The organism is Nocardioides albertanoniae (assembly GCF_006716315.1).
GTDB lineage: Bacteria > Actinomycetota > Actinomycetes > Propionibacteriales > Nocardioidaceae > Nocardioides > Nocardioides albertanoniae.
In genome coordinates this window covers 651,338-672,859 of record NZ_VFOV01000001.1, presented here as the reverse complement: position 1 = coordinate 672,859, position 21,522 = coordinate 651,338, and the positions used below count along the sequence as shown (strand labels likewise).

The window sequence follows — 21,522 nt, the reverse complement described above, 5'->3', positions numbered from 1 at the left end:
AAGCGAGTCTAACACCACGTGATGTCACATCACAGTTGCGATGACGTCAAAATGGTGTCACAGTGGTGCGCATGGACATCACGCCGTACATCGACAGTCTCCGACGGGACCTTCTGGCAGCGGCCGAGGCATCGGGCCCGGAGGCACGCGAGACCGCTGAGCGACTCGGGTTCGCTCTCGACCCGGCCGTCCGGCTGGCGATCATGGAGGCCGTCAGCCAGGCCGCCTCCGAGATCACCGCAGAGCTGCCGGCCGGCAACGTCGACGTACGTCTGCAGGGCCGCGACCTCGAGTTCGGGGTCACCCTTCCGGCCTTCGAACCGACCCCGCCGGTCGCGCCCGCGCCGCCGGCACCTCCCTCTCCCCCGCAACCTCTGGAGCCCGAGACCGACGACGCCCTCTCCCGAGTGACCCTCCGCATCCCGGAGTCGCTCAAGGCGAAGGCCGAGGAGGCGGCCGCCGACGCGGGCCAGTCGCTCAACACCTGGTTGGTCGGCGCGGTGCGCGCGGCGACTCGCGAGAGCGGCGTGAACGTCGACGTCGACCTCTCCGCGATCCCGCAGATCGTCAGCGAGGCGATGGGCGCCTTCGACCCGTTCCGCGGCAGCCCGCGCGACCGGTCCGACAAGCGGATGACCGGCTGGCTCTGAGCCGACCACACCACAGACGCACGACAGACGCACGACAGCGGACGGCCACCTGGCCGGTCCGGTGGATCAGCACACCCACAGCAGCACTCACAGATTCAGGAGCAGCATCATGAGCACCTACACCTTCATGTCCACGGCCCCGGCCAAGCTGTTGGTCGAGTTCGGCAAGGGCAACCTCGAGGTCGAGGCCACCGAGACCGACGAGACGGTCGTCGAGATCGACGGCGAAGACGCCGAGGAGGTCGTCGTCGAGCAGCGCGGCGACGCGATCAGCATCACCGAGCCGCACCGGGGGCCGCTCAGCCGCTCCCGAAGATACGAGATCACCGTGCGGGTGCCGTCGCGCAGCCAGCTGCGGGCCCGCACGGGAAGCGCCGACATCGCCACCCAGGGCGTGCTCCGAGCAGCGTGGGTGCAGACCGGCTCGGGCGACGTACGCATCGACCGGGTCACCGACGAGTTCCAGTCGGAGTCCGGCTCCGGCGACACCGAGGCAGACACCCTCGACGGCCGGGCGTCGATCAAGTCGGGGTCCGGCGACATCCGGATCGGCACCGTCCACGAGCTGAAGGTCAAGACCGGGTCGGGCAGCGTCGAGATCGACGAGGCCGAGGGCGAGGTGAGCCACTCGACCGGTTCGGGCGACTTCGCGATCCACACGGTGCACGCCGGCCGGGTCACGGTGAAGGCGGCCTCGGCCGACGTACGCATCGGGATCCCGAACGGCACCCCGGTGTGGACCGACGTCAACACAGTGAGCGGCCGGTGCACCAGCACTGTCGAGAGCGCTGGCGCACCGGCCGAGGGTGAGCCCTACGTCGAGCTCCGCACCACCACGGTCAGCGGTGACGTCACTCTGATCGGGCTCTGATCGGGCTCCGGGCCTCGTAGGGCCTACTTCTTCTCCGCACCCGGAGGGGTCGGCGCGTCCGGAACGACCGGACGCAGCAGACCCCAGGCGAGGAAGATCGCGCCGATGACGAGCAGGACGATGCCTGCCCACAGGTTGGCGTTGGGCCCGCCGGTCTTCTCGACCTCCGGGTCACCGATCAGCCCCATCAGGAGCAGGATGACGCCGTAGACGGCGAGCAGGGCCCCGATCACGTTGCGGATGTCGAAGAGCGACAGCAGCGTGCCGAGGACTCCGCCGCTCTTGGCGGTCTCAGCGGTGTTGGATTCGCTAGGCATCTCAGTCTCCTTAGAAGATCACGTTCAAGATGATGACCATGACCAGGGCAAGGCCGGCCAGCGGCACCGGCCGTGAGTACCACGCACGTCCGGCGTCCTCGGCGTCGACCAGGTCCTCCTTGGGAGTCTCGGAGTAGACGAGACCCTTCAGCGAGCCCTCGGGCTTCGGCTTGGTCACCAGCGAGACGAGCACGCTGACGACGATGTCGACGACGAAGGCCGCACCGGCAGCGACGAACGACGCGCCCTGGCCCGACAGCGGCAGGACGCCGACGGAGAGCCCGCCGAGCGTGCCGTCGGACAGGATGCCGACGAGCACCGCGGCCAGGGTGCCGGAGACCAGACCGGCCCAACCGGCGGTCGCGGTCATCCGCTTCCAGAACATACCCAGGATGAACGTCGCGAACAGCGGCGCGTTGAAGAACCCGAACAGGGTCTGCAGGTAGTCCATGATGTTGGAGAAGTTGGACGCCAGGGCCGCGGTGAAGATCGCGACCGCGGTCGCGCCGACCGTCGCCCAGCGGCCGAGCCTGACGTAGAACTCGTCGGGCCGGTCCTTGATGATGTATTCCTCGATGATGTCGAAGGACACCACCGTGTTGAACGCGGAGACGTTGGCCGCCATACCGGCCATGAACGCCGCCAGCAGACCGGTGATCGCCAGGCCGAGCAGACCGTTGGGCAGCACCTCTGCCATCAGGTAGAGCAGCGAGTCGTTATAGGTCACGCCCTCACCGGAGGCTCCACCGGCGACCGACTCCCCCGCCTTCGTACGCGCGATCTCGGTGACCAGGACCGCCGCGATCATGCCGGGGAAGATGGTGATGAACGGGATGAACATCTTCGGGAAGGCGCCGATGATCGGCGTCTTGCGGGCGGCGCTGATCGAGTCGGCGGCCATCGCTCGCTGGACCTCGACGAAGTTGGTCGTCCAGTAGCCGAAAGAGAGCACGAAGCCGAGGCCGAAGACGATGCCGATCACCGAGAGGAGGTCGGAGTCGAAGCCGGTCAGCGCGGCACCGGGCCAGGAGCTGAGCTGTCCGGCGGCCGGCGCGATGGTGTCGGGGTTGTCGTTGGCCGCCTGGGTGATCTTGGCGGTCAGGCCGTCCCAGCCGCCGACCCGGTGGAGACCGAGGAGCGTCAGCGGCAGCAGAGCGGCCACGATCACGAAGAACTGCAGCACCTCGTTGTAGATCGCTGCCTTCAGGCCACCGAGGGTGATGTAGGAGAGCACGATCACCGCGGCCACGATCAGCGCGACCCACAGCGGCCAGCCGAGCAGCGCGTGCACGATGGCACCGAGCAGGTAGAGGTTGATGCCGGCGATCAGCAGCTGCGCGATCGCGAACGAGATCGCGTTGACCAGGTGGGCACCGGTGCCGAAACGACGCTTCATGAACTCGGGGACCGAGCGCACCTTGGAGCCGTAGTAGAAGGGCATCATCACGACACCCAGGAAGAGCATGGCCGGCACCGCGCCGATCCAGAAATAATGGACGGTGGGCAGTCCGAGCTGAGCTCCTGTGGCCGACATACCCATGATCTCGACGGCGCCGAGGTTGGCTGAGATGAAGGCGAGGCCGGTCACCCATGCGGGCAGGGACCGACCGGACAGGAAGAAGTCCACCGAGTTCGACATGCCCCGACTGGCCAGGAAGCCGATGCCGAGAACGAATGCGAAGTAGATGGCGATCAGGAGATAGTCGACCGCGTTGGCCTGGATCAGGGTGTCCGCGGCCAGGATGCTTGCTTGCATTCCAAGACCCTTCTATTGGATTGGGCGCATCAAACCTAACCCCGTGTTCGCGGCAAGTGTGCCCGGGGTCACCCCTTCATCGACACGCCTTCGCGCCAGTAGCCCATGAATGCGACCTGCTTGCGGGGCATCTCGAGCTCGTTGACCAGGTGTCGGCGCAGGGCGGTGACCATCCGGGACTCACCGGCGATCCAGGCGTAGCGCCCGTCCACGGCCTCGCTCGCGCTCTTGTCGGTGCCGTCGTCGGTGCCATGGCAGGCCGCCGTGACGGTCTCGCCGGAGGAGGAGTAGACCGGTGTCTCCCACAGGTTGGGGTCGACGACCAGCACGGTGGCCAGCTCGTCAGGCTTCGCCTCGAAGCCCAGCAGGCCGCCGACGGCCGCCAGGGACGGCGCGCCCACCGGCTCACCCTCTCGTGGAAGCCAGGTGACGTTGACGCCCTCCGGAGCAGAGACCTCCTGTACGTCGGCAGCGACCGGCACCTCCAGGAACGCCGTGCCGGTGGCGTCTGCCGGCAACGACTCGAGGATCGAGACGATCGCCGGCACGGCGGTCTCGTCACCGACGAGCAGCAGCCGGCTGGCGTCACCGGGGAGCCACTCGATCCCGCCGTACGCCTCGCCGAGCTTCGGGCCGACGACCAGGATCTCGTCGCCGGGCCGGGCCGAGCCGGCCCAGTCGGAGCCGGGGCCGTGGGCTCCGGGATGCAGCACGAAGTCGACGTACAGGCGCTTCTCGATGCCCTCCCCCTCGAGCGACCGGATCGTGTAGGTGCGCATCCGGGGGCGCTCGTCGTCGGGGATGGCCAGCCACTCGGAATACCAGTCGCCGGGTGCGAGGTCAGGGAGCACGCCCGGGGTGGCCGGGAAGATCAGCTTGATGCGCTGGTCGAACGACGGCCCGTCGTTGCCGAGGTCGGCCAGGTCGGCACCGGCCAGCTCGATGCGGGCGAAGGACGGCGAGAGGCGCTCGACGGAGCGCACGGAGACGCGGGCGAGGATCGGCATGTCAGGCTCCCTGGGACTGGACCGGGACGGGGTGTGTGTTCGGGCGGTGATGGCGGCCGATGGGCACGACCAGCGGCGTTCCCGAGACGGGGTCGGGGATGACCTGCGCCTCCAGGCCGAAGATCTCCTCGACGCGGTCGGCGGTCACCACCTCGACCGGGGTGCCGGTGGCCGCCACCGTGCCGCCGGCCATGGCGACCAGGTGGTCGGCGTAGCGGGCGGCCAGGTTGAGGTCGTGGAGCACCATCACGACGGTGGTGCCCCGGGTCTCCCGGAGGCCGTGCAGCAGGTCGAGGAGGTCGATCTGATGGGCGACGTCGAGGAAGGTGGTCGGCTCGTCGAGGAGCAGCAGGTCGGTCTGCTGGGCCAGCGCCATCGCCACCCAGACCCGCTGCCGCTGGCCACCGGAGAGCTCGTCGACGATCCGGTCGGCGAGGTCGAGGGTGTTGGTCAGCTCGAGCGCGTCGGCGACGGCGGCGTCGTCGTCGGAGGACCAGCGCTGCAGCGCGCCGCGGTGAGGCTGACGGCCGCGGCCGACCAGGTCGACCACGGTGATGCCCTCCGGCGCGATCGGCGACTGCGGCATCAGACCGAGGGTCTTGGCCACGGCACGGGTCGGCTGCTTGTGCACCGCCTTGCCGTCGAGCACGACCTGCCCCGACGACGGTTTCAGCAGTCGCGCCATCCCGCGCAGCAGCGTCGACTTCCCGCAGCCGTTGGCGCCGACGATCACGGTGGTGAGCCCGTCGGGGATCTCCAGCGAGACGCCGTCGACGACCGGGTCCCCGCCGTATCCGAGGCTCACGCTCTCCGCGGCGAGTCTCATCTGGGCCTCTTTCATCTCATCGCCTTCCGGCCCGCCCGCTGGCGAGCAACCACATCAGGAAAGGTGCCCCGAACGCACCGGTGACGACACCGACCGGGAGGTTGGTGTCAGGAATGGCGTACGCCGCCAGGTAGTCGGACCCGACCATCACGATCGCCCCGACCAGACCGGCCCCCAGGAGAGTCGTACGCCCGCCGTTGAGCACGCGCGCGATCGGCCCGGCGACGAAGGCGACGAACGCGACCGGACCGCACGCGGCGACCGCCAGCGCGCACAGGAGCACGGCGAGGAGCAGCAGCAGGTCGGCGTAGCGGTGGGTGACGCCGAGCGCGCGGGCCACGTCGGGGCCGAGCTCGAGCACCCGCTGCGACTTCACGGTCCAGGCCACCAGGGGCAGCAGGACCAGCAGGCAGACGGCCAGGATGCGGATCGTCGGCCAGGTGGCGTCGCTGAGGCTGCCGGTCATCCAGCGCAGGGCGCGCTGGGCGTCGTTCTCGGCGGCGCGGGTGAACAGATACTGGATCACCGCGAGCAGGGCCGCGGCTGCGGTGACGCCGACCAGCACCAGCCGGTAGCCGCCGTCGCTGCCCGCGACCCCACGGATGACCGCCGCGGTCAGGATCGCGCCGACCACGCCGACGACCGACAGCATCGAGCCGTTGACCGAGAGCACGACGATCGCGAAGACCGCGGCGGCGCTGGCGCCGAGCGAGATCCCGAGCATGTCGGGGCTGGCCAGCGGGTTGCGCAGGGTCGACTGGAAGATCGCCCCTGCGGTGCCGAACGCGACGCCCGCGAGCACGCCGAGCACCGCGCGCGGAAGCTTCGACTCCATCAGGATGAAGGTGGCGCTGGGAGCGTTCGGGATGTCCTGGCCGCCCAGGATCTTCACAAAGTCGGCGGGTGTGATGATGAAGTCGCCGGCGAGCACGCGCAGCGCGAAGAGCCCGAATAGGGCCGCGCCGAGCGATCCCGCGACGAGCCAGAGCCGGTTGCGCGGGGCGCGGCGGGCACGGCGTACGGCATGCGTGGCCTGCCCCTCCCCGGCGACCGCCGGGCCTTCCAACGTCGCGCTCACAGGCCGGCCATCCGTCCACGACGCAGGAAGTAGACGAAGACGGGCACGCCGACGATGGCTGTCATGACCCCGACCTGGATCTCGGAGGGCGCCCAGACGACTCGCCCGACGACGTCGGCGAGCAACGTGAGCGCGGCACCGAAGCCGGCCGAGAGCGGGAGCACCCGGGTGTAGGCGGAGCCGACCAGCGTCCGCACCATGTGGGGCACGACCAGCCCGACGAACCCGATCGGCCCGCACAGCGCGGTGGCGGTGCCGGTGAGCAGCACGATACCCAGACCGACCACGACGCGGTCGACGGCGGTGCGGCGGCCCAGGCCCTTGGCGAGGTCGTCGCCCAGAGCGAGGGTGTCGAGCGTACGGGCCCCGGTGAGTGCCAGGACGGCACCGACGACGAGGAAGGGCAGGGCGGTGAGGATGACGTCCCAGCCACGGCCGCCGACCGTGCCGACCTGCCACTGGCGGAGCACGTCGAAAGTGGCCTTGTCGCGCAGGAGCACGGCCGCGGTCCAGGAGGCGACGCCGGCCGACAACGCCGCGCCGGCGAGCACCAGCTTGGCCGGGGTCGCCCCGCCCGCGCCGAAGGCGGCGACCGTGTGGACGAGCACCATCGCCAGCGCGGCGCCGACGAACGCGAACCACACATAACCTGACAGCGAGCCGATCCCGAAGACGGAGACGGCGATGACCATGGCGAACGTGGCGCCGGCATTGATACCGAGCAGCCCCGGGTCGGCGAGCGGGTTGCGGGTCAGCCCCTGGAGGCAGCCGCCCGCGACCGCCAGCGCAGCCCCGACGACGACGCCGAGCACCGTGCGCGGCATCCGGGCCTGGATGATCCCCTGCCCGACGGAGCCGTCTCGCCACAGGTCGAGCGGCGAGACCAGCTTCGCGCCGATCAGCAGCGACGCCACGACGGCGAGCAGCACGACGCCGACCAGGAGGCCGGCGGTGGGGAGACCCGACCAGCCCCGGCCACGCTGAGGCGCGGCCGGGGCTCGGTGCGGGGCGACGGTGAGGGTCACTGACCCTCGACGGCCTTCACGATCCCGGGAACGAACTCGTCGATGGCGTACGGCACCGACAGCGGCGTCGGGATGCCCGCGGCGAGCGAGGCGACGTTGTCGGTCGAGGCCCACATGTGACCGTTCTTGATCGCCGGGATCTGACCGATCAGCTTGTCCTTGCGGAACGTCTCGGCGTCCTTGTCCTCGACCGCATAGGTGAAGAAGAAGTCGGACTTCAGCTCGCTGGCCTTCTCGGCAGAGACCTCGGTGAAGAACTGGCCCTTCTTGGTGTTGGCCTCGACGTAGGGCGCGTTCTTCATGCCGAGCTGGGTCAGGAACTCCGGACGGGCGTCCTCGGTCGTGTAGAACGGGATCTTGGACAGGTCGGCCGTCGCGAGCGAGGCCCACACGAAGGTCTTGCCCTGGATCTCCGGGTTGTCCTTCTTGGCGGTCTCGATGGTCTTCTCGGTCTCCGCCTCGACCTCGTCGGCCAGCTTGTTGCGACCGGTGGCCTTGCCGACCATCTCGAGCGAGTCCTGCCACGGAGTGGCCCAGGGCTGGTCGGGGAACGCGACGACCGGGGCGATCTCGGAGAGCTTCTTGTACTCCGCCTTGGTGATGCCCGAGTAGGTGGCCAGGATCAGGTCAGGGTTCTGCTTGGCGACCTCGTCGACCGGCACCGCGTCGGTCTGGTCGAGGATCGCCGGCTGGTCGGCGCCCAGCTCCTTCAGCTTGTCGTCGAACCACGGCGTCGTGCCGTCCTCGTCGCCGCCCCAGGTCACCTTGGGGATGCTGACCGGCACGACACCGAGCGAGAGGAGCATGTCGGCGTCGTCGACACCGACCACGGCGACTCGCTTGGGCTCCTTCTCGATCTTGGCCTCACCGTAGGCGTGCTTGATGGAGACCGGGAAGGCGCCCGAGTCGGCCTTCGAGGAGGACTCCTGGCCGGTGTCGGCGGAGTCGGTCGAGCCGGTGCTGCACGCAGCCAGACCGGAAAGAGCGAGCACGGCGCTTGCTGCGGTGAGTAGGGAACGACGGATCACGTGGGGCCACCTCGGGTTAGGCAATGCTTAGTTAGGACAGCCTAAACACATTTGCCGTTCAACGACATATCGCCCTCGGATCTTGACCACAGGCCCTGGCCGCCACGGCCGCCCTCACGGCCTGACGAACGCCGCCCTCTCGGCCTCGACCACGTCGCGGATCACGCAGTCGAGCGAGTGGTCGTTGATGACCCCCATCGACTGCATGAAGGCGTACATCGTCGTCGGCCCGACGAACTTCCAGCCGCGCTTCTTGAGGTCTTTGGAGAGCGCGACGGAGGCCGCCGAGGTCGCCACGACCTCCGGCACCGCCAGCGGCTCCGGCTCGAAACCCCAGACGTACGCAGCCAGCGAGCCCTGCTCCTCGACGAGCTCGACCGCGCGCCGGGCATTGTTGATCGTCGCCTCGATCTTGCCGCGGTGGCGGATGATCCTCGCGTCGAGCAGCAGCCGCTCCACGTCACCCTCGTCGAAGCCGGCGACCCGGTCGAACTCGAACCCCGCGAACACCTCGCGGAACGCAGGCCGCTTGTTGAGGATCGTGCGCCACGAGAGCCCGCTCTGGAACCCTTCGAGGCAGATCTTCTCGAACAGGCGCACGTCGCCGCCGGCCGGGAAGCCCCACTCGGAGTCGTGATACTCGAGGAACTCCGGCGCTCCACCGGCCCACGCGCAGCGCGTCTGACCGTCGGGCGCCAAGAACGGTGTCTCACTCATCCAGCCGAGCCTAGCCGCGACCACCGACGCTCAGATCTTGGTGCGGTGGAAGCTCTGGAAGCCGCGCGAGGCCGTCGGACCGCGCTGACCCTGGTAGCGGCTGCCGTACTTCTCGCTGCCGTAGGGGTTCTGCGCGGGCGAGGTGAGCTTGAAGAAGCAGTACTGCCCGATCTTCATGCCGGGGTAGAGCTTGATCGGCAGGGTCGCGACGTTGGCCAGCTCCAGGGTCACGTGACCGGCGAAGCCCGGGTCGACGAAGCCGGCGGTGGCGTGAGTGAGCAGCCCGAGACGCCCCAGCGAGCTCTTGCCCTCGACGCGCGCGGCGATGTCGTCGGGCAGGCTGACCGTCTCGTAGGTCGACCCAAGCACGAACTCGCCGGGATGCAGGATGAACGGCTCGTCGCCGTCGGTCTCGATCTGCCGGGTGAGCTCGGACTGGTCGACGGCCGGGTCGATCGTGGCGTACTTGTGGTTGTCGAAGACGCGGAAGAACCGGTCCAGACGTACGTCGATGGACGACGGCTGCAGCATCGACTCGTCCCAGGGGTCGATGACGATCCGCCCGTCGTGGATCTCGGTCAGGATGTCCTTGTCGCTCAGCAGCACGGGCCAAACCTAACGCAGCCGCGCGCTGCCCACGACGATGCGACTTGCCTGACCGCCTTTCACACCTGCCTGGGCGGGTGGGGTAACATCCTCGTCGCACCTGCGGACGTAGCTCAGTTGGTAGAGCGCAACCTTCCCAAGGTTGATGTCGCGAGTTCGAGTCTCGTCGTCCGCTCCAACGCACAAGTCGGATCTTCCCGTCGCTCGGGGGTCCGGCTTGACTGCATTTCTGGGGCGTGATCCCGCCCACGGAGGCGGGACTCTGTGGGTCGCCTCCGTTAAGATCGGGTAGCTGAATTTCGACCACCAGATGAACGACGCGTAAAGGATCTTCGACATGCCCGCGGGCTCGACCTGCCGATTCACCGACGGACGAGTCCCCGACCACGGCATCGGAGACCTGTTCACCTACGAGGCGCGCCTCCAGGCGCGGCTCGACGTGGAGGCGGCGCTGGCCGAGGCCGAGGCGGCCGTCGAGGCGATCCCCGCGGCAGCCGGCGAGGCGATCTCAGAGGCCGCCGACCTGCACATGCTCGATCTCGACCGGATCGAGCAGGCCACGGCCGAGCAGAGCCACCCGCTGACGCCGCTGGTCGAGGAGCTCTCCCGTGTCGTCGGCGCCGAGCACGGCGGCTGGGTGCACTGGGGTGCCACCACGCAGAACATCACCCAGAGCGCCGACCTGATCCTGCTGCGCCGCGCCCACCACACGATCCTCGACCTGCTCGGCGACCTGCTCCGCTCGCTCTCGAAGGTGGCCGAGGCCGGTGCGGAGGTGCCGATGCCGGGGCGTACGCACTCCCAGCACGCGGTGCCGATCACCTTCGGCTTCAAGGTCGCGATCTGGATCGACGAGATCGCGGCCCACGTCGACCGGCTCCGATCGGTCGAAGACCGCGTCTTCCGCCTCTTGATGGGCGGGGCCGCAGGCACGATGGCCTCCTTCGGCTCCCACGCCCGCGCGATCGAGACGGAGACCGCCGCGAGGCTCGACATGGGCTCGATGCCGGTGCCCTCGCGCGCGATCAACGACGGCATGGTCGAGTGGGTCTCGATCCTGGGCATGCTGGGCGGCACCGCCGGCAAGATCGGCAAAGACGTCTACTCGATGATGCAGCCGGAGTTCGGCGAGGCCTTCGAACCGATCCCCGAGGGCACCGTCGGTTCCTCGACGATGCCCCACAAGCGCAACCCGCAGCTCACGCTCGATGTCATCACCGCCTCCGCCCAGCTGCGCGCTCTCGTCGCCCCGGCGATGGAGTCGATGCTCCACGACCACGAGGCCAACGGTGCGATGACCGGGATCCTCGAGGACGCGGTCGCCCAGGCGTCGACGCTCGCCGGTGACGTGCTGGCCCGGCTGGTGGTCGTCTTCACCGGCCTGACCTTCGACGAGGAGCGCATGCGCGCCAACCTGGCCCTGTCGGGTGGGCTCATCGGCTCGGAGTCGCTGATGCTCGAGCTGGGCGAACGCATCGGGCGTCAGGTCGCCCACGACGTCGTCTTCGAGCTCGCCCAGCGCTCGGCGGTCGACGACGTCGACTTCGCCTCGCTGCTGGCCGCCTCCCCCGAGGTCTCGGCCCACTTCACCCGCGACGAGATCGACGGGCTGCTCGACCCGAGCCGCCACCTCGGCGAGTCCGCCACCATCGCCCGCGCCATGGCCGAGCACGCCCGCCGGGTCGCCGACACGATCCAGATCCCGAGCACCTGACGCCGAGCAGTCGCCTCGTAGGATTGCCGACGTGGCTTTCGAAGGTTTTCCCGTGGCGGCGCTCGACTTCTACGACGATCTCGAGGTCGACAACACCAAGTCGTTCTGGGAAGCCCACAAGCACATCTACAAGGAGTCGGTGCACGCGCCGATGAAGGCGCTCACCGACGAGCTCGCCGAGGAGTTCGGCACCGCGAAGATCTTCCGGCCCTATCGCGACGTACGTTTCTCGAAGGACAAGGTGCCCTACAAGGCCCACCAGGGCGCCTTCGTGGCGGTGGCACCGCAGATGGGCTACTACGTGGAGATCTCACCGCGAGGCGTACGCACCGGCGGCGGCTGCTACTGGTTCGAGCCGCCCCGGCTGGCAGCCTTCCGGGCCGCGATCGTCCACGACCACTACGGCGCCGAGCTGGAGAAACGCCTCGCCGTGGCCGAGAAGAAGGGCTACGAGGTCACCGGCGACCGGCTCAAGACCGCGCCGCGCGGCATCGCCAAGGACCACCCCAAGATCGAGCTGCTGCGCCACAAGTCGATCCACCTCGGCCGCACCATCGGCTTCGAGCCGGTCATCCACACCGGCGACCTGGTCACCGAGGTGAAGAAGGACTGGCGAGCCGTACGTCCGCTGGTCGAGTGGATCGCCGAGCACGCCATCGCCTGAGCACGGGCTAGCCGGCCTCAGGGCTTCGTGAACGACGCCATCGTGCGCTCCGGCTCCCAGAAGGCCTTCATCGACTTCACCCGGCCGTCGTCGTCGACGACGTAGACCATGATCAGCTCGGTGGTGGTGTAGCTGCCGTCGGCGAAGCTCGTCTTGATCTTGCCGATGTTGGCGCAGGTGTTGCCCTCGGGGTTGGCGAAGGAGTCGTTGATCTCGAACTCGAACCTGTCGACGGAGGCGATGGCCTTCTCCCAGAACGCCTTGAGCCCCTCGTGACCGTGGTGGCCCTTGCCCTCGGGGTCGAACATCGAGGGACCGACCGGGTCCTCGAGCACGCAGTCTTCTGCATAGATCGTCAGCCACTCGTCGAGGTCGCCCTTGGCGACGGCGGCATAGGAGCGCTGCCCGGCCGTGCGAGCGGGGTGTTCGTCGTCGGGCGCGTTCCAGGTGATGGCGTCGGAGGAGATCATGCGGCAGATCGTACGCCGAAACTGAAACGTGTTCTACCTATTGGCCGAGTCCATCCCGACTAGGGTCGTCGGGTGACCGCCGCGGAGCTCGAGCCGAGCACCGCCCTCGGCCGAGACTTCAACCGGCTCTGGTTGGCCACCGCCACAAGCCAAGCCGGGTCGACGATCGCCTACGGCGCTCTGCCTCTCGTCGCGGTGCTCGCGCTCGACTCTTCGACGTTCCAGGTCTCGCTGCTGGCAGCGCTGTCCGGGTTCGCGGCCGCGGCGGCAGGGATCCGGCTGGGGCCGTGGATCGAGTACCGCCGCAAGCGGCCGACGATGATCGGGGCCGACCTGATCCGGTTCGCGGCGATGCTGAGCGTTCCGACCGCAGGGCTGCTCGACGCGCTCACCTATGCGCAGCTGTGCGTCGTCGGCGTCATCGGTGCCTCCTGCGAGCTCGCCTTCACCGCCGCCTCCGGTGCACACCTGAAAGCCCTGGTCGCACCGGAGACCAGGCTGACCGCGACCAGCCGCCTGGAGACGACCTTCTGGACGACCTTCACCGCAGGGCCTCCCATCGGCGGCGCCCTCGTCTCCGCGTTCGGGCCGACCCTGACGGTGCTCGTCGACGCGATGACCTATCTGCTCTCCGCGCTGGGCATCGGTTCGATCCGTACGCCTGAACCGGACCCGCCGACGAGAGCGAAGCAGCGCTGGCGGACCGAGGTGACCGCAGGCTGGCGCTACATCCTCGCCCGACGCAACCTCCGCTCGCTCTTCCTCAACGCAGCACTCTTCGGCTCGTGCGTCATCGCGACCAGCCCGCTGCAGGCCGTGCTGACCCTGCGAGAGCTCGGCATGGAGCCGTGGATGTATGGCATCGCCATGGGCGTCCCGTGCCTCGGCGGCATCGTCGGGGCCCTGTGCACACCGCGGCTGACGAGCCGGCTCGGCGAGCGGACGGTGCTGCTGACCTCCGGGGTCGCGCGGACGCTCTGGACCGTCCCGATCGCGTTCACCCCGGGCGGCCCGGCAGGTTTCGTGTGGTTCACCGCCGCCAACTTCGGGCTGATCCTCTGCGCCGGCGTCTTCAACCCCACCTTCGCCACCTACCGGATGCGCGAGACCGCCGACGACCACATGTCGCGGGTGCAGGCGGCGTGGTCGATCACCATGAAGATCGCCCAGCCGGTCGGGGTGCTGGCGGCCGGCACGCTGGCCGCTGCGACGAGCCCGCGCACCGCGATCGCGGTAGCCGGGGGCGTGCTTCTGCTGTCGTCCTTCCTGCTGCCGTGGCGGGCCGAGGCGGAGAAAATTTGCTACCGATGAGTAGCCCCGGGCTTGCACCCCCGCATGGGCATGCCTATTCTTGAGGTTACTCGCCAGTAGTACTCGCCATGACGGCGTCCGCGACTGGTAAATCCGACGAGGCATGAAGGTGGATCAGTGGGCCACTACAAGAGCAATCTCCGCGACATCGAGTTCAACCTGTTCGAGGTCTTCGGCGCCGACAAGGTGCTCGGCACCGGGCCGTACGCGGATCTGGACGTCGACACCGCGAAGGAGATCCTCACGGAGGTCGAGCGCCTCTGCCGCGAGGACCTTGCTGAGTCGTTCGAGGACGCGGACCGCAACCCGCCGGTCTTCGACCCGAAGACCAACACGGCGCCCGTCCCGGCGTCCTTCAAGAAGTCCTACGACGCCTTCATGGAGTCCGGCTTCTGGAGCCTGACCGCTCCCGAGGAGATCGGTGGCCAGGCGGCCCCGAGCTCGGTCGTCTGGGCGATGGCCGAGATGCTGCTGGGTGCCAACCCGGCGATCTGGATGTACGCCGCGGGCCCCTTCTTCTCGAAGGTCGTCTACGAGAACGGCACCGACCGCGACAAGCGCATCGCCGAGATCATGGTCGAGAAGCTCTGGGGCGCCACCATGGTGCTGACCGAGCCCGACGCGGGCTCCGACGTCGGCGCCGGCAAGACCGTCGCGACCCCCAACGAGGACGGCTCCTGGAACATCTCCGGCGTCAAGCGCTTCATCACCAGCGCCGAGTCGGACCTGCAGGAGAACATCATGCACCTCGTCCTCGCGCGCCCGAAGGGCGTCGAGGGCGTCGGCGGCCCGGGCACCAAGGGTCTCTCGCTCTTCCTCGTGCCGAAGCTGCACTTCGACCACGAGTCCGGTGAGCTCACCGGTGAGCGCAACGGCGTCTACGTGACCAACGTCGAGCACAAGATGGGCATCAAGGTCTCCAACACCTGCGAGGTCACCTTCGGCGACCCGCAGGTCGGCGGCGGCGAGGCTGCCCAGGGCTGGCTGCTCGGCGAGGTGCACGACGGCATCGCCCAGATGTTCGACGTCATCGAGAACGCTCGCATGATGGTCGGCACCAAGGCCATCGCGACGCTGTCGAGCGGCTACCTGAACGCGCTGGACTACGCCAAGTCCCGCGTGCAGGGTGCCGACCTCGTGGCCGCCGCGAAGACGGACCCGCGCGTCACGATCACCCACCACCCCGACGTACGCCGCTCGCTGCTCGTGCAGAAGGCGTTCGCCGAGGGCATGCGCGCGCTGGTCTACTACACGACCTCGTGGCAGGAGAAGGTCGCGCTCGCCGAGGAGGGCTCGGAGGAGCGCAAGCTCGCCGAGGCAGTCAACGACCTGCTGCTCCCGATCGTCAAGGGCTATGGCTCCGAGCGCGCCTGGGTGCTGCTCGGCACCGAGTCGCTGCAGACCTTCGGTGGGTCGGGCTTCCTGCAGGAATACCCGATCGAGCAGTACGTCCGTGACGCCAAGATCGACTCGATCTACGAGGGCACCACGGCCATCCAGGGCCAGGACTTCTTCTTCCGCAAGATCGTGAAGAACCAGGGCGCTGCGCTGGGTCACCTCGCGGGCGAGATCCAGAAGTTCCTCGACGACGAGGGCTCCGCCGAGCTCAAGGAGTCGCGCGCCCTGCTCGCGACCGCGCTCGAGGACGTCAACGCGATGGTCGGGCACATGTTCAACGACCTGATGGCCTCCCAGGAGGAGATCACCAACATCTACAAGGTCGCCCAGAACACCTCGCGCCTGCTGCTCGCGGTCGGCGACCTGGTGCTCGGCTGGCTGCTGCTCCGTCAGGCCGAGGTCGCCCTCGCGGCCCTCGCCGGCGACGCCGGCAAGGACACCGACTTCTACACGGGCAAGGTCGCCGCGGCGAAGTTCTACGCCGCCTACAACCTGCCCAAGCTCACCTCGGAGCGGGCGATCGCCGAGGCGATCGACAACTCGATCATGGATCTGCCCGAGACGGCTTTCTGAGCCTGATCTGCACGTACGCTGCGGCCCGCCCGGTTCACCGGGCGGGCCGCGGTGCGTTCTGCGGAATGTCCGGCGCCCGGTGGGACGTTGAGGTGACACGTGACCTCTGAGACCGAGCCCCCGTCCACCGCCTCGGGCTCCGCTTCGGCCGAGCTGCGTACGATCTCCCATCACGCCCGCGGGTTCTGGTCGGTGGCGTTCCTGTTCGCGGTGACGATGGCCTTCGCCTCGGCTCCCGCACCGCTCTACGTCTTCTACGTCGAGGAGCAGGGCTGGGGCTCGTTCGGGATCACGGTGGTGTTCGCGACCTATGGTGTCGGGGTCGCGGCCTCGCTCTTCCTCGCCGGACACCTCTCCGACCGGTTCGGACGACGGCGGGTGGTCGCGCCCGCGGTGCTGCTCAACGTGCTCGCCGCGCTGATCTTCCTCTCGACCCACGAGCTCGGCTGGCTGCTGCTGGCCAGGTTCGCGTCCGGGCTGGGCGTCGGGATGCTGACCGCGACGGCGACGGCTCATCTCGCCGAGCTGCACCGGTCGGCACGACCGCAGGCCTCCACGACCCGGGCCGAGGTGGTCGCGACGGCCGCCAACATCGGCGGGCTCGGCCTGGGCCCGCTGATCGCGGGCGTGCTCGCCGAGTGGGCGCCGCGCCCGCTCTACACGCCCTACGCCGTCTTCGCGTTCCTCATGGTGATCGGCCTGCTCGCCGTGGTCGCGGCGCCGGAGACCGTCGACACCGATCAGCCGGCCTGGACCTACCGCCCGCAGCGGGTGCGGGTGCCGGCCGACGCACGCGCGGCCTATTTCGCCGCGGGGATGGCCAGCTTCGTGGCCTTCGCGATGTTCGGCTTCTTCACCTCGCTGGTGCCCTCGTTCCTCGCCGACGAGCTGCACCTGCGCTCCCATGCGGTCGCGGGCGCGATCGGCTTCTCGATCTTCGGCGCCGCCGCCCTCTTCCAGGTGGCGACCGGGAGCTGGCCGCGCCGACGCTCGTACGCCGCGGGGCTGGTCGCGCTCGCCGCCGGGCTGATCCTGGTGATCGGCGCGCTCTGGTCCGGCACGTTCTCGATCCTCGTCGCCGGCGCCGTCGTCACCGGCGCCGGGTCGGGGATGGCGTTCAAGGCCGCAGTGGCGACGGTGATCTCGGTGGCGCCTGCCGATGCTCGCGGCGAGGCGCTGGCGGGCCTCTTCCTGATGGGTTATCTGGGCATCACCATGCCGGTCGTGCTGCTCGGGATCCTGGTGCAGTACGTCGCCACCGACCCCGCGATGCTCACCTTCGGTGCGCTCCTGCTGGTGCTGCTCGGGGTGGCCGGGCGTGGGGTGGCCGCGCCGCGGCGTACGTCCTGACCTGCGGCCATGTGAATGCAGGGGACGGTATCGTCGGGCGCAACGCCTGGGTAGCGTAGCGGGCCAACCTCAACCGTCTGGAGCTCTGCCATGACTATCGGACTAGGGATCATCCTGCTGATCCTCGGACTCATCCTGCTCACCGGCGCGGTCGCCCTGCCCGACAGCATCGCCAACTCGATCGCGAGCGAGCCCCTCGGGTGGATCCTTCTCATCGCCGGTGTCCTCGCGATCGGGATCTCCGTCCTTCTCTCGGTCAACCGGTCGCGACACACCACGGAGGTCGAGCACCGTCGCTACGACGCCGGCCCCGGTCCCTACGGTGGCCCGCCCCCGGGCAACTACCCGCCGCAGGACCCGAACAACCCCGGCGGCTACCGCCGCTGATCGTTCTTCCGCGTCCGGCGCAGCTGGGCGCGGGCAGCGCGGCGTACGGCTTCGCTCAGGTCGTCGAGGGCGATCGAGTCGAGACGCCAGCGCTGCCAGAAGAGCTGCACGTCGGTCGGCCTGGCTCCCGGGAGCGGCACCGTCGTGCGTGATCCGACGTCGGCCTCGGCCTGGGCATCGAGCAGCATGCCCCAGCCGAGGCCGCGCCGGATCGCCTCGTGGAAGTCATGGGTGCTCGGCACCCGATGGACCACCGGCGGCCGCGTCGCACCGTGCGCGGCCAGCACCTCGTCCTGGAGATGGTCCTTCTCGTTGTAGACGATCATCGGCATCGCGCTCCAGTCGATGCCTCTGCCCTTGCGGTGGCGCTCGATCAGCGCAGGGGTCGCGCCGGGCGTGTAGCGGATCCGCCCGAGCGGCTCGACCGTGCAGCCCTGCACCGGTCTCGGCTCGCTGGTGACCGCAGCCAGCACGTCGCCGCGGCGCAGCGCGTCGGCCGAGTAGCCCTGATCCTCCACCGTGATCCGCAGGGCCGTGCGGTCCCAGGTGGCGACCTCGTCGATCACCGGGCGGAACCAGGTGGCGAGGGTGTCGGCGTTGACCACCACCGAGAGGTCGACGACGGTCTCGCTCCCGGTGTCGCTCAGGCTCGCGGCGGCCTCGGCCAGCAGCAGACGCAGCTGGCGACCCTGTCTGATCAGCGGCTCCCCGGCATCGGTGGCGGTGCACGGCGTCGTACGCCGCACCAGCACCTGCCCGGCCGCGCGCTCGAGCGCGCGGATCCGCTGGCTCACCGCGCTCGGCGTGATGTGGAGTCGTCGCGCGGCCGCGTCGAAGGTGCCTTCCTCGGTGATCACGACGAGGGTCTCGAGCTGGTTCGGGTCGAGGGCGGCCATGACCGCATTCTCGCTCACGTCTGCTTGCTTAAGCCCGCCTTATGTTCAGTTAGATTCTTTCGCTGGCCTGCAGGATGCTCCACACCTAGCGTCATCGGCGTGATCCACGCCAGCCTCGCCGGTCTCGTGACCGGGCTCAGCCTCATCATCGCCATCGGCTCGCAGAACGCCTACGTGCTGCGTCAGGGCATCCTGCGCTCGCACGTGCTGGTCGTGGTGAGCGTGTGCGCGGCCTCCGACCTGATCCTGATCTGCGCGGGCGTCGGCGGGATGGGCGCGATCGTCTCGCGCGCCGACTGGGCACTGGAGCTGCTGCGCTGGTTCGGGGTCGCGTTCCTGGGCTGGTATGGCATCGGATCGTTCCGCAGGGCGCTGCGGCCCGAGGGGATGACCGCGGCCGACGCACCGCGCGAGCCCGTGCTCCGGGTGATCGCCAAGGCGACCGCGTTCACCTGGCTCAACCCGCACGTCTACATCGACACGCTTCTGCTGCACGGGTCGATCGCGGCGACGTACGGTTCCGCGCGGTGGGGCTTCGCGATCGGCGGGTGCCTGGCCAGCATCGTCTGGTTCGCCGGTCTCGGCTACGGCGCTCGCCTGCTGGAGCCGCTGCTCGCCGGGCGGCGGGCGTGGCAGGTGCTCGACATCGTCATCGGGTGCACCATGATCGCGATCGCTGCCGGGCTCGCACTGGGCGGGATCGGCTAGCTGTGATGCCCAGCCAGGTTGTTCAATCTGGTGATGGGTGCGGCTTTCCCGATTGCTGAGTGGGGCCGGTGGTGGTTGTACTGGTGGACCCATCCTGGCAGGGCGGCGAGTCGGGCGGATTCGGAGTTGTAGAACTTCTTGAATGCCCATCCCTCGGCCAGGGTGCGGTGGAAGCGTTCGATCTTCCCGTTGGTCTGTGGCCGGTAGGGCCTGGTCTTCTTCGGCGTGATGCCTAGATCTGCGCAGGTTTCGCGCCATAGGTGGGACTTGTAGCAGCTGCCGTTGTCGCTGATGACACGCTGGACGGTGACGCCGCGGGCGGCGAACCAGGCGACCGCGTTCTTGAGGACCGCGACAGCGGTTTGGCTGGTCTCGTCGTCGTGGGCTTCGACGTAGGCCACGCGGGAGTGGTCGTCGATCACGGTGTGTAGGTAGCAGGTTCCGATCAGTGGTTGACGGTGTTTGTTCTTGGGTCCACCGGTGCGTTTGGCTGTTGTGGAGCGGTTCTTGTCGCCCTGCTGTTTGCCGAGGTAGCGCCAGCCGCCGCCGTCGGGGATCTTGCCGAGCTTCTTGACGTCGACGTGGATCAGGTCGCCGGGCTTGTCGTGTTCGTAGCGGCGGATCGGCTCACCGGTGGCCCGGTCGATGTGGGCGAGACGGTTGATCCGACACCGCACGAGCACGGCGTGCACGGTCGAGGAAGCCATGTTGAGCCTGTCGGCGATCTGGACCGGCCCGAGGCGTTGTTTCCACCGCAGATGCACGATCTTGCGCACGACCGGAGCCGGGGTCAGGTTGGGTTGATGGTGCGGCGCTGAGGACCGGTCGAGCATCCCAGCCGGACCTTCGTAGCGGTAACGCTCGGCCCACTTCTTCGCGGTACGCCACGAGACGTCATAACGCTCAGCAGCGCGGGCCGGCGGCCAGCCGTGTTCAACGACGAGACGCGCAAGCCTGAGCCGGGCGCGAGGGGTCAGGGCAGCGTTGGCATGGGTAGCGTGGGACACGAAGGCCTCTCCTGGTGGCGGAACTGGTTCCTAGACAGCTCCACTCCACACCGGGGAGGCCTTCGTCCATCTACACCTCAGACCGTGTCGTCACAGGAACTCGACCAACGTGCCTGGGCATCACAACTAGCTGCGCCGGGGCAAATGCGCCCATCGCATCCAAGCGCCCCATAGTGTGGCCGCATGCCCTGGACGACCTCCGACATTCCAGACCTGACCGGCAAGAACGCCGTGGTGACCGGCCCGACGATCGGCGGGATCGGATATTTCATCGCGCGCGGTCTCCTCGCGGCGGGTGCACGGGTCGTGCTGGCCGGGCGATCGTGGGAGAAGCTCGACGCGGCCTCGGCGTCCCTGGTCGAGGAGGTCCCGGGAGCACAGCTCGACCGGGTCGCCCTGGATCTCTCCTCGCTCCAGGCGGTGCGTGCGGGAGCCGAGGCGATCGCCGACGCGACCTTCGAGGGCGGCGGGCCGCTGCACCTGCTGGTCAACAACGCCGGCGTCATGGCCACCCCGCAGTCGCGCACCGTCGACGACCTCGACCTGCAGATGGCGACCAACCACTTCGGGCCGTTCCTGCTGACCGGGCTGTTGCTCGAGCCGCTGGCCGAGAGCGGCGAGGGCCGCATCGTGACGATGTCGAGCATGATGCACAAGCTGGCCCGCAAGGCACCGCTCGGCTTCCCGACCGTGCAGGTCGGGCGGTATTCGCCGTGGGGTGTCTACTCCCAGTCGAAGCTCGCCAACCTGCTCTTCACCAACGAGCTGCAGCGACGCCTGGAGAAGGCGGGGCTGCCGGTCACGGCGTACGCCGCCCACCCGGGGCTCGCCTCCACCCACCTGATGGCCAACGGTGCGTCCAAGAACGTGATCGCGCCGATCGCGAGCATCGGGGAGGCGGCCGTCCGGGCGATGGCCCAGACGCCCGAGGCCGGCGCATGGCCCGCCCTGATGGCATCGACCTACGTCGAGCTGGAGCCCGGGACGTACGTCGGGCCCGGCGACGCCCTCGAGGGCCGCGGCGCCCCGAAGCCGGTCTCCGCGACCAGGCTCGCGCGTGACCCGGAGGCGGCCCGCGCGCTGTGGGAGCTCTCCGAGCAGACCACCGGCATCGCCTACCCGTGACCGGCCTCCCCTGACCAAAGTCTGACTCGGTCCCTACC

General features: G+C 68.9%; 22 protein-coding genes and 1 tRNA gene. 11 read left to right on the top strand and 12 right to left on the bottom strand.

The genetic code is table 11. From position 1 onward, the window contains the following. Positions 1-71 precede the first annotated feature (71 nt). Positions 72-650 carry a toxin-antitoxin system HicB family antitoxin gene (locus tag FB381_RS03215; protein ID WP_141778949.1) on the top strand — a complete coding sequence of 193 codons (579 nt, stop codon included), beginning with the start codon at positions 72-74 and terminating at the stop codon, positions 648-650. A gap of 109 nt (positions 651-759) precedes the next feature. After that, the gene (locus FB381_RS03210; protein WP_141778948.1) at positions 760-1,521 is read left to right on the top strand and encodes a DUF4097 family beta strand repeat-containing protein; all 762 of its coding nucleotides are present in this window, start codon (positions 760-762) and stop codon (positions 1,519-1,521) included. Between the two features lie 23 nt (positions 1,522-1,544). Here the strand turns inward: FB381_RS03210 and FB381_RS03205 are convergent, their stop codons facing one another. The 9 genes from FB381_RS03205 to dcd form a co-directional block, all read right to left on the bottom strand. Next, complete coding sequence (locus FB381_RS03205; RefSeq protein ID WP_141778947.1) at positions 1,545-1,838, bottom strand: hypothetical protein; 294 nt, start codon at positions 1,836-1,838, stop codon at positions 1,545-1,547. A gap of 10 nt (positions 1,839-1,848) precedes the next feature. Next, on the bottom strand, positions 1,849-3,579 hold the full coding sequence (locus FB381_RS03200; protein WP_141782584.1) for a sodium:solute symporter family protein: 1,731 nt from the start codon (positions 3,577-3,579) through the stop codon (positions 1,849-1,851). An 83-nt stretch (positions 3,580-3,662) separates the two neighbouring features. After that, positions 3,663-4,601, bottom strand: a complete 939-nt coding sequence (locus FB381_RS03195; RefSeq protein ID WP_141778946.1) for a siderophore-interacting protein — start codon at positions 4,599-4,601, stop codon at positions 3,663-3,665. A gap of 1 nt (position 4,602) precedes the next feature. After that, positions 4,603-5,427 carry an ABC transporter ATP-binding protein gene (locus tag FB381_RS03190; RefSeq protein WP_246087939.1) on the bottom strand — a complete coding sequence of 275 codons (825 nt, stop codon included), beginning with the start codon at positions 5,425-5,427 and terminating at the stop codon, positions 4,603-4,605. A gap of 16 nt (positions 5,428-5,443) precedes the next feature. After that, positions 5,444-6,505: a FecCD family ABC transporter permease gene (locus FB381_RS03185; RefSeq protein ID WP_246087938.1), complete on the bottom strand. Its 1,062-nt coding sequence runs from the start codon at positions 6,503-6,505 to the stop codon at positions 5,444-5,446. Then, a complete protein-coding gene (locus tag FB381_RS03180; RefSeq protein ID WP_246087937.1) occupies positions 6,502-7,530 on the bottom strand; it encodes a FecCD family ABC transporter permease in 1,029 nt (342 codons plus the stop codon). The genes FB381_RS03185 and FB381_RS03180 overlap by 4 nt, the downstream gene beginning before the upstream one ends. Next, positions 7,527-8,558 carry an iron-siderophore ABC transporter substrate-binding protein gene (locus tag FB381_RS03175; protein ID WP_141778944.1) on the bottom strand — a complete coding sequence of 344 codons (1,032 nt, stop codon included), beginning with the start codon at positions 8,556-8,558 and terminating at the stop codon, positions 7,527-7,529. The genes FB381_RS03180 and FB381_RS03175 overlap by 4 nt, the downstream gene beginning before the upstream one ends. Positions 8,559-8,672: 114 nt before the next feature. Beyond that, positions 8,673-9,275, bottom strand: a complete 603-nt coding sequence (locus tag FB381_RS03170) for a DNA-3-methyladenine glycosylase I (RefSeq protein ID WP_141778943.1) — start codon at positions 9,273-9,275, stop codon at positions 8,673-8,675. Positions 9,276-9,305: 30 nt separating this feature from the next. Further along, positions 9,306-9,881 carry a dCTP deaminase gene (gene dcd / locus FB381_RS03165; RefSeq protein WP_141778942.1) on the bottom strand — a complete coding sequence of 192 codons (576 nt, stop codon included), beginning with the start codon at positions 9,879-9,881 and terminating at the stop codon, positions 9,306-9,308. A 102-nt stretch (positions 9,882-9,983) separates the two neighbouring features. Here dcd and FB381_RS03160 point away from each other — a divergent pair. From FB381_RS03160 to FB381_RS03150, 3 genes are all read left to right on the top strand, one after another. Beyond that, positions 9,984-10,059: transfer RNA gene (locus FB381_RS03160), tRNA-Gly, on the top strand. Between the two features lie 159 nt (positions 10,060-10,218). After that, positions 10,219-11,595: a class-II fumarase/aspartase family protein gene (locus FB381_RS03155; RefSeq protein ID WP_141778941.1), complete on the top strand. Its 1,377-nt coding sequence runs from the start codon at positions 10,219-10,221 to the stop codon at positions 11,593-11,595. A gap of 31 nt (positions 11,596-11,626) precedes the next feature. After that, a complete protein-coding gene (locus FB381_RS03150) occupies positions 11,627-12,259 on the top strand; it encodes a DUF2461 domain-containing protein (RefSeq protein WP_141778940.1) in 633 nt (210 codons plus the stop codon). 17 nt (positions 12,260-12,276) lie between these two features. Here FB381_RS03150 and FB381_RS03145 read toward each other — a convergent pair whose 3' ends face one another. Continuing rightward, the gene (locus tag FB381_RS03145) at positions 12,277-12,729 is read right to left on the bottom strand and encodes a nuclear transport factor 2 family protein (protein WP_141778939.1); all 453 of its coding nucleotides are present in this window, start codon (positions 12,727-12,729) and stop codon (positions 12,277-12,279) included. A 72-nt stretch (positions 12,730-12,801) separates the two neighbouring features. Here FB381_RS03145 and FB381_RS03140 point away from each other — a divergent pair, with 72 nt between their 5' ends. The 4 genes from FB381_RS03140 to FB381_RS03125 all read left to right on the top strand — a co-directional run bounded on the left by FB381_RS03140 (position 12,802) and on the right by FB381_RS03125 (position 17,748). After that, positions 12,802-14,040: an MFS transporter gene (locus FB381_RS03140; RefSeq protein WP_141778938.1), complete on the top strand. Its 1,239-nt coding sequence runs from the start codon at positions 12,802-12,804 to the stop codon at positions 14,038-14,040. A gap of 117 nt (positions 14,041-14,157) precedes the next feature. Continuing rightward, positions 14,158-16,011, top strand: coding sequence for an acyl-CoA dehydrogenase (locus FB381_RS03135; protein ID WP_141778937.1), 1,854 nt, complete (start codon positions 14,158-14,160; stop codon positions 16,009-16,011). A 99-nt stretch (positions 16,012-16,110) separates the two neighbouring features. Further along, a complete protein-coding gene (locus tag FB381_RS03130; protein ID WP_246087936.1) occupies positions 16,111-17,361 on the top strand; it encodes an MFS transporter in 1,251 nt (416 codons plus the stop codon). Between the two features lie 90 nt (positions 17,362-17,451). Then, entirely contained in the window at positions 17,452-17,748 is a 297-nt protein-coding gene (locus tag FB381_RS03125) for a DUF6458 family protein (RefSeq protein ID WP_141778936.1), read from the top strand. Here FB381_RS03125 and FB381_RS03120 read toward each other — a convergent pair. Continuing rightward, positions 17,736-18,662, bottom strand: coding sequence for an ArgP/LysG family DNA-binding transcriptional regulator (locus FB381_RS03120; RefSeq protein WP_246087935.1), 927 nt, complete (start codon positions 18,660-18,662; stop codon positions 17,736-17,738). The genes FB381_RS03125 and FB381_RS03120 overlap by 13 nt on opposite strands. An 81-nt stretch (positions 18,663-18,743) precedes the next feature. On the opposite strand from FB381_RS03120, the gene FB381_RS03115 reads away from it, so the two are divergent. Further along, positions 18,744-19,352, top strand: a complete 609-nt coding sequence (locus tag FB381_RS03115; protein ID WP_141778935.1) for a LysE/ArgO family amino acid transporter — start codon at positions 18,744-18,746, stop codon at positions 19,350-19,352. Here the strand turns inward: FB381_RS03115 and FB381_RS03110 are convergent. Then, on the bottom strand, positions 19,349-20,359 hold the full coding sequence (locus FB381_RS03110) for an IS481 family transposase (RefSeq protein ID WP_141778934.1): 1,011 nt from the start codon (positions 20,357-20,359) through the stop codon (positions 19,349-19,351). The genes FB381_RS03115 and FB381_RS03110 overlap by 4 nt on opposite strands. 183 nt (positions 20,360-20,542) lie before the next feature. On the opposite strand from FB381_RS03110, the gene FB381_RS03105 reads away from it, so the two are divergent. After that, positions 20,543-21,484, top strand: coding sequence for an SDR family NAD(P)-dependent oxidoreductase (locus FB381_RS03105; protein ID WP_141778933.1), 942 nt, complete (start codon positions 20,543-20,545; stop codon positions 21,482-21,484). Positions 21,485-21,522: the final 38 nt, after the last annotated feature.

Bases quoted from the DNA above. Each gene is read 5' to 3' on its own strand.
- FB381_RS03210 (WP_141778948.1), top strand. From the start codon at position 760: ATGAGCACCTACACCTTCATGTCCACGGCCCCGGCCAAGCTGTTGGTC.
- FB381_RS03215 (WP_141778949.1), top strand. From the start codon at position 72: ATGGACATCACGCCGTACATCGACAGTCTCCGACGGGACCTTCTGGCA.
- FB381_RS03105 (WP_141778933.1), top strand. From the start codon at position 20,543: ATGCCCTGGACGACCTCCGACATTCCAGACCTGACCGGCAAGAACGCC.
- FB381_RS03205 (WP_141778947.1), bottom strand. From the start codon at position 1,838: ATGCCTAGCGAATCCAACACCGCTGAGACCGCCAAGAGCGGCGGAGTC.
- FB381_RS03170 (WP_141778943.1), bottom strand. From the start codon at position 9,275: ATGAGTGAGACACCGTTCTTGGCGCCCGACGGTCAGACGCGCTGCGCG.
- FB381_RS03195 (WP_141778946.1), bottom strand. From the start codon at position 4,601: ATGCCGATCCTCGCCCGCGTCTCCGTGCGCTCCGTCGAGCGCCTCTCG.
- FB381_RS03145 (WP_141778939.1), bottom strand. From the start codon at position 12,729: ATGATCTCCTCCGACGCCATCACCTGGAACGCGCCCGACGACGAACAC.
- FB381_RS03125 (WP_141778936.1), top strand. From the start codon at position 17,452: ATGACTATCGGACTAGGGATCATCCTGCTGATCCTCGGACTCATCCTG.
- FB381_RS03190 (WP_246087939.1), bottom strand. From the start codon at position 5,427: ATGAGACTCGCCGCGGAGAGCGTGAGCCTCGGATACGGCGGGGACCCG.
- FB381_RS03155 (WP_141778941.1), top strand. From the start codon at position 10,219: ATGCCCGCGGGCTCGACCTGCCGATTCACCGACGGACGAGTCCCCGAC.